Annotated in this window: 7 protein-coding genes; 5 read left to right on the plus strand and 2 right to left on the minus strand. The window is 73.0% G+C overall.

Going from position 1 to position 6,330, the window contains the following annotated elements; genetic code table 11:
* Positions 1 to 147: 147 nt before the first annotated feature.
* The 3 genes from ACIQPQ_RS08835 to ACIQPQ_RS08845 all read left to right on the plus strand — a co-directional run bounded on the left by ACIQPQ_RS08835 (position 148) and on the right by ACIQPQ_RS08845 (position 3,208).
* The gene (locus ACIQPQ_RS08835) at positions 148 to 939 is read left to right on the plus strand and encodes a lysophospholipid acyltransferase family protein (RefSeq protein WP_383774259.1); all 792 of its coding nucleotides are present in this window, start codon (positions 148 to 150) and stop codon (positions 937 to 939) included.
* Positions 936 to 1,946: an NAD(P)H-dependent glycerol-3-phosphate dehydrogenase gene (locus tag ACIQPQ_RS08840; protein WP_401301447.1), complete on the plus strand. Its 1,011-nt coding sequence runs from the start codon at positions 936 to 938 to the stop codon at positions 1,944 to 1,946. Before ACIQPQ_RS08835 ends, ACIQPQ_RS08840 begins: the two co-directional genes overlap by 4 nt.
* Positions 1,947 to 2,050: 104 nt before the next feature.
* Positions 2,051 to 3,208, plus strand: a complete 1,158-nt coding sequence (locus tag ACIQPQ_RS08845; protein ID WP_401301450.1) for a D-alanine--D-alanine ligase family protein — start codon at positions 2,051 to 2,053, stop codon at positions 3,206 to 3,208.
* A gap of 92 nt (positions 3,209 to 3,300) precedes the next feature.
* Here the strand turns inward: ACIQPQ_RS08845 and ACIQPQ_RS08850 are convergent, their stop codons facing one another.
* Positions 3,301 to 3,783 carry a DUF3515 domain-containing protein gene (locus ACIQPQ_RS08850; RefSeq protein WP_401301453.1) on the minus strand — a complete coding sequence of 161 codons (483 nt, stop codon included), beginning with the start codon at positions 3,781 to 3,783 and terminating at the stop codon, positions 3,301 to 3,303.
* Between the two features lie 20 nt (positions 3,784 to 3,803).
* The gene (locus tag ACIQPQ_RS08855) at positions 3,804 to 4,037 is read right to left on the minus strand and encodes an Lrp/AsnC family transcriptional regulator (RefSeq protein WP_383774251.1); all 234 of its coding nucleotides are present in this window, start codon (positions 4,035 to 4,037) and stop codon (positions 3,804 to 3,806) included.
* Positions 4,038 to 4,381: 344 nt separating this feature from the next.
* Between ACIQPQ_RS08855 and ACIQPQ_RS08860 the strand changes: the two genes are divergently transcribed.
* Positions 4,382 to 5,362 carry a thiamine-phosphate kinase gene (locus ACIQPQ_RS08860; protein WP_383774249.1) on the plus strand — a complete coding sequence of 327 codons (981 nt, stop codon included), beginning with the start codon at positions 4,382 to 4,384 and terminating at the stop codon, positions 5,360 to 5,362.
* A complete protein-coding gene (gene thiD, locus ACIQPQ_RS08865) occupies positions 5,359 to 6,222 on the plus strand; it encodes a bifunctional hydroxymethylpyrimidine kinase/phosphomethylpyrimidine kinase (RefSeq protein ID WP_401301457.1) in 864 nt (287 codons plus the stop codon). The genes ACIQPQ_RS08860 and thiD overlap by 4 nt, the downstream gene beginning before the upstream one ends.
* Positions 6,223 to 6,330 lie beyond the last annotated feature (108 nt).

The raw sequence follows: 6,330 nt of genomic DNA on the forward strand, positions 1-6,330 counted from the left end.
CATTGTCACCCGGCGCCTTCCGGCACCACGTCGGTCGGGGCGTACGGTGTTCTCGACAGACCGGCGGAGCGGGGACACACTTGTGCGGCCCCCAGGCCCCGGAGGGAAGTCAGGGTTGTCAGGGAAGTCCTAGAGGAAGGTGTCCGCGTGCCCCGCCGCAGAATCGGCTTCTGGTACCGCTTCGCAGCGGTCCTGTGCAAACCGCCGCTGGTGGCTCTGATCAAGCGGGACTGGCGTGGAATGGAGAACATTCCGGCTGAGGGCGGCTTTATCACCGCGGTGAACCACAATTCACACGTCGATCCCTTCGCGTACGCGCACTACCAGTACAACACCGGACGCGTGCCGCGATTCCTCGCGAAGAGCGGCCTGTTCAAGAAGGGGTTCGTCGGCGCCGCGATGCGCGGCACCGGCCAGATCCCCGTCTACCGCGAGTCCACCGACGCGCTCAGCGCCTTCCGGGCCGCGATCGACGCCGTGGAGCGCGGCGAGTGCGTCGCCTTCTACCCCGAGGGCACCCTCACCCGCGACCCGGACGGCTGGCCCATGACCGGCAAGACCGGCGCCGCGCGCGTGGCCCTCCAGACCCGCTGCCCGGTCATCCCGGTCGCCCAGTGGGGCGTCAACGAACTCCTGCCGCCGTACGCCAGGAAGCCCGACCTGCTGCCGCGCAAGACCCACCACGTGCTGGCCGGGCCGCCGGTGGACCTCGACCGGTTCTACGACCGGGAGATGACGCCCGAACTGCTCAAGGAGGCGACGGAGGTCATCATGGCCGACATCACCCGCCTCCTGGAGGAGATCCGCGGCGAGAAGGCGCCCGACACGCCCTACGACCCGCGCCGCGAGCGGATCGAGCAGCGCCGCCGCACCGAGGCGCAGACCAGCCCCGGCCGCACCCGGGCGCGCACCAGCCCCGAGGGAGAGAGCACCACGTGAGCAAGCCCGTCAAGGCGGCCGTCTTCGGCACCGGATCGTGGGGCACCGCCTTCGGCACGGTGCTCGCCGACGCCGGGTGCGAGGTGACGCTGTGGGCCCGCCGCCCGGAGCTGGCCGACGCGGTCAACTCCACCCGCACCAACCCCGACTACCTCCCCGGCGTCGAACTCCCCGCGAACCTGCGGGCCACCGCCGACCCGGCCGAGGCCGCGCGCGACGCCGACTTCACCGTCCTCGCGATCCCCTCGCAGACGCTGCGCGCCAACCTCGCCGCCTGGCGGCCGCTGCTCGCCCCGGACACCGTCCTCGTCTCCCTGATGAAGGGCGTCGAACTCGGCACCACCATGCGGATGAGCGAGGTCGTCGCGGACGTCGCCGGGGTCGGCGCCGACCGGATCGCCGTCGTCACCGGGCCCAACCTCGCCCGGGAGATCGCCTCCCGGATGCCGGCCGCCGCCGTCGTCGCCTGCACCGACGAGGGTGTCGCCCGGCGCCTCCAGGAGGCCTGCCACACCCCGTACTTCCGGCCGTACACCAACACCGACGTCGTCGGCTGCGAACTCGGCGGCGCCGTGAAGAACGTCATCGGGCTCGCCGTCGGCATCGCGGACGGCATGGGCCTCGGCGACAACGCCAAGGGCTCCCTCATCACGCGCGGGCTCGCCGAGACGACCCGGCTCGGCCTCGCGATGGGCGCCGAACCGCTCACCTTCTCCGGGCTCGCCGGACTCGGCGACCTGGTGGCGACCTGCTCCTCGCCGCTCTCCCGCAACCACACCTTCGGCACCAACCTCGGCAAGGGCATGACCCTCCAGGAGACCATCGCGGTCACCCGGCAGACCGCCGAGGGCGTCAAGTCCTGCGAGTCCGTGCTGGATCTGGCCCGCCGCCACGGCGTCGACATGCCCATCACCGAGACGGTCGTCGGCATCGTCCACGAGGGCAAGCCCCCGGTGGTCGCGCTCAAGGAGCTGATGTCGCGCAGCGCGAAGCCCGAACGACGCTGAGCGACGGCCGCCGGGGCGGTGCGGCGCCGGACCGGTGACGTCGGGCGAGGACCCCTGAGTCGGCGCTGTCTCGGGCCGGTACCACCGGGTACCCTCACACCGATATGAGCACCGAGAACCTTCCCCAGAGCCCCGAGCAGCCGTCCCGGAAGCCGCGTGTGGCCGTCGTGTTCGGCGGGCGCAGCTCCGAGCACGGGATCTCCACGGTCACGGCGGGCGCCGTCCTCAAGGCCATCGACCGGGACCGCTACGACGTCCTGCCGATCGGCATCACCCGCGAGGGCCGGTGGGTGCTCACCGCCGACGAGCCGGAGCGGATGGCCATCACCGAGCGCCGCACCCCCGCCGTCGACGAACTCGCCGACGCGCAGGAGGGCGGTGTCGTCCTCTCCGTCGACCCCGCCAACCGCGAAGTCGTCTACAGCGAACCGGGTTCGGTGCCCAAGGCGCTCGGCGAGGTCGACGTCGTCTTCCCCGTCCTGCACGGCCCCTACGGCGAGGACGGCACCCTCCAGGGCCTCCTGGAGCTGTCCGGTGTGCCGTACGTCGGTTCGGGCGTGCTCGCCTCGGCCGTCGGCCAGGACAAGGAGTACATGAAGCGGGTGTTCACCTCCTTCGGGCTCAAGGTCGGCCCGTACGTGGTGATCCGGCCCCGCGAGTGGGAGCGCGACGAGTCCGCCGCCCGCGCGAGGATCGTCGACTTCGCCGGGGAACACGGCTGGCCGCTCTTCGTGAAGCCCGCCCGCGCGGGCTCCTCCATCGGCATCACCAAGGTCGACGACCTCGGCGGCCTGGACGAGGCGATCGCCGAGGCGCAGCGCCACGACCCGAAGATCCTGGTCGAGGCCGCGCTGCGGGGCCGCGAGATCGAGTGCGGGGTGCTGGAGTTCGAGGACGGCCCGCGCGCCTCCCTCCCGGCGGAGATCCCGCCGCCGGACGCGCACGCCTACTACGACTTCGAGGCCAAGTACATCGACTCCACCCCGGGGATCGTGCCCGCGCCGCTGACGCCGGAGGAGACCGCCGAGGTGCGGCGCCTCGCGGTCGACGCCTTCGAGGCCGCCTCCTGCGAGGGCCTGGTCCGCGCCGACTTCTTCCTCACCGAGGACGGCGACTTCGTCATCAACGAGATCAACACGATGCCGGGCTTCACCCCGATCTCGATGTACCCGGCGATGTGGCAGGCGAGCGGCGTCGGGTACGCCGAGCTGATCGAGAACCTGGTGCAGGCGGCGCTGCGCCGCTCCACCGGGCTGCGCTAGCGGGCGCCGTGCGCCGGGCGGGACCGGCCGCCGTCACGGCCTCCGGTCCTGCCGGGCCGTGGTGCTGCCCGGTCGGTTCGCGCGGGTGTGCCTCAGTCGGCGATCCCTTCGGGGACCGCCTTCTTCACGGCCGGGGCCAGATCGACGAGGGGCGCCATGCCGTGCGCGGTGCGCGCCTTCGGGATCGTCACCTCGACATACGCGCGGCGCAGAGCCGTGGTGAAGCGGAACGACCCGTCGTCCCGCTTCTCCAGGAGCCAGCCGACGCCGTCCACCTCGACCCCGTCGGCGTCGAGATCGTTCATCCTGGCGGGCCGTTCGACCCCGCAGCGCAGTATGATCGCCGGGTTCCCCCAGCCCGCGGTCAACGCGGACGCGGGCGAGGGATCGCGGCGGTCCAGGTCGTCCACGCCGGACGGCAGCGCGTCGTCCAGGTCCCGGCAGACTCCGGTCACCTGAGCCGAGGCACGGGGAACCGCCACCGACGCGTCACCGTCCGCCGAGGTACAGCCCACCGCGGCCAGCAGCAGGGCGAGCGGGGGCAGGGCGGCGGGCCGGACACGCAACGCAATCACCGGCCCAGGGTAGACGGGGGCTACAGATGCACCACCGGGCAGGTCAGAGTACGGGTGATGCCGTCCACCTGCTGGACCTTGGCGACCACCATGCGACCGAGATCGTCGACCGTGTCGGCCTGGGCCCGCACGATCACGTCGTAGGGACCGGTGACGTCCTCGGCCTGGACGACTCCGGGAATCTTGCTGATCATCTCGGCGACGGTCGACGCCTTGCCGACCTCCGTCTGGATCAGGATGTACGCCTGTACCACGGAACCTCCAGGGCGGCCACGAGGATCATGTGGGGAGAAGGAACGCCACGGTATCGCGTCGCCGCGTGCCGCGGGGAGACCTGGGGAAACCGCGGATCACGCGCCGGGACGCGGGCACGGCACAAGCCGACGGTCCTCACGACCGTAGCGGCGACGCGGGGGCCGCGCGACCGGGCCCGGGGGAGCACGGCCGGGGGGAGGGCCGTCGGTACGCGCGCGGGCACAGGCTCGGAGGTCTGCTCGGGCGCAGGGTCAGGCGCGGGGGCGGGCTCAGGCGTCCGGTCAGGTACAGGCTCAGGCACAGGCTCACGTACGGGCTCAGGTACAGAAGGGGATCGAGGGCGATGAAGGGCACTGTCGGTGAGCTAGGTGAGTTCGGGCTCATCCGGGAGCTCACCTCCCGTCTCACCACCACGCCGGCGGTCCGGGTCGGCCCCGGCGACGACGCCGCGGTGGTCGCCGCGCCCGACCGCAGGGTGGTGGCCAGCACCGACATCCTCCTGGAGGGCCGCCACTTCCGGCGGGACTGGTCGACCGCCTACGACGTCGGCCGCAAGGCGGCGGCGCAGAACCTCGCCGACATCGCCGCGATGGGCGCCGTGCCGACCGCCGTGCTGCTCGGCCTGGTCGTCCCCGCCGAGCTGCCGGTGACCTGGCCCACCGAACTGATGGACGGCCTGCGCGACGAGTGCCAGGTCGCGGGGGCGTCCGTGGTCGGCGGGGACGTGGTGCGCGGCGACACGATCATGGTGTCGATCACGGCGCTCGGCGATCTGCGCAACCAGGAGCCGATCACCCGCTCCGGCGCCCAGCCCGGCGACCTGGTTGCCGTGACCGGCTGGCTCGGCTGGTCCGCCGCCGGGTACGCGGTCCTCTCGCGCGGCTTCCGTTCGCCGCGCGCGTTCGTCGAGGCCCACCGCCGCCCCGAGCCGCCGTACCACGCGGGTCCGGCCGCCGCCCGGCTGGGCGCGACCGCGATGTGCGACGTCAGCGACGGGCTGATCGCCGACCTGGGGCACATCGCGGAGGCCAGCAAGGTCCGTATCGACATCCGTTCCGGCGCGATCGACGTGCCCTCGCAGATGAACGACATCGGGCAGGCCGTCGGCGTCGACCCCGTGCAGTGGGTGCTGACCGGGGGCGAGGACCACGCGATCGTGGCGACGTTCCCGCCCGACGTGAAGCTCCCGGCCCGCTGGAAGGTGATCGGTGAGGTCCTCAACCCGTCCGCGCTGCCCCAGGTGACGGTCGACGGGGCGCCGTGGACCAGTAAGGGCGGCTGGGACCACTTCGGGGACGGCGACGACGGGGGCATCGAGTCGTGACGGCACCGGGGACGCCCCCGCCGACCGGGGCCGGGGGGCGGGCGGGGCGGGTGGCGCCGCCGAGGGTGCTGACCGTCGCCGGGTCCGACTCCGGGGGCGGCGCGGGCATCCAGGCCGACCTGAAGACCATGCTGGCGCTCGGCGTGCACGGCATGAGCGTCCTCACCGCGGTCACCGCCCAGAACTCCCTGGGTGTGCAGGGCGCCTGGGAGCTGCCGGTGGCGGCCGTGCGAGCGCAGTACCGCAGCGTCGTCGACGACATCGGCGTCCAGGCCGTCAAGACCGGCATGCTCGCCACCGCCGAACTGGTCGAGGCGGTCGCCGAGTTGATCGCGGGCACCGACGCGCCCGCCGTCGTCGACCCGGTGGGCGTCTCCAAGCACGGCGACCCCCTGCTCGCCGCGTCCGCCCTGGACTCGGTCCGCACCCGGCTGCTGCCGGTGGCGACCGTCGCCACCCCCAACCTCGACGAGGTGGCCCAACTGACCGGCGTACGCGTCGTGTCGGAGACGCAGCTCCCCGAGGCCGCGGCGGCCGTGCTGGCGTACGGGCCGCGCTGGGCGCTCATCAAGGGCGGGCATCTCTCCGGCGAGGCCGTCGACCTGCTCACCGACGGACGCGAGGAGCACTGGCTGCGCGCGCCCCGGCACGACAACCGGCACACCCACGGCACCGGCTGCACGCTCGCCTCCGCGATCGCGTCGTACCTCGCCCTGGGCCGGTCCGTGCCAGAGGCGGTGACCGCGGCCAAGGCCTACGTCACCGGAGCGATCGCGGCCGGGTTCCGGCTCGGCGGCGGCATCGGGCCCGTGGACCACGGGTGGGCGCTCACGCGGGAGCGGGGCGCGGGGACGCCTTAGGGCCTGTCTGACAATTCCCGTCTGCCGCGCGACGCCATGCACGCACTCCCGCCGCACCGGGCGCAGACCCGAGTACGTCCAGTACGAGGGTCCACGCCCGGCACGCCG

The organism is Streptomyces sp. NPDC091281 (assembly GCF_044757425.1).
Taxonomy (GTDB): domain Bacteria; phylum Actinomycetota; class Actinomycetes; order Streptomycetales; family Streptomycetaceae; genus Streptomyces.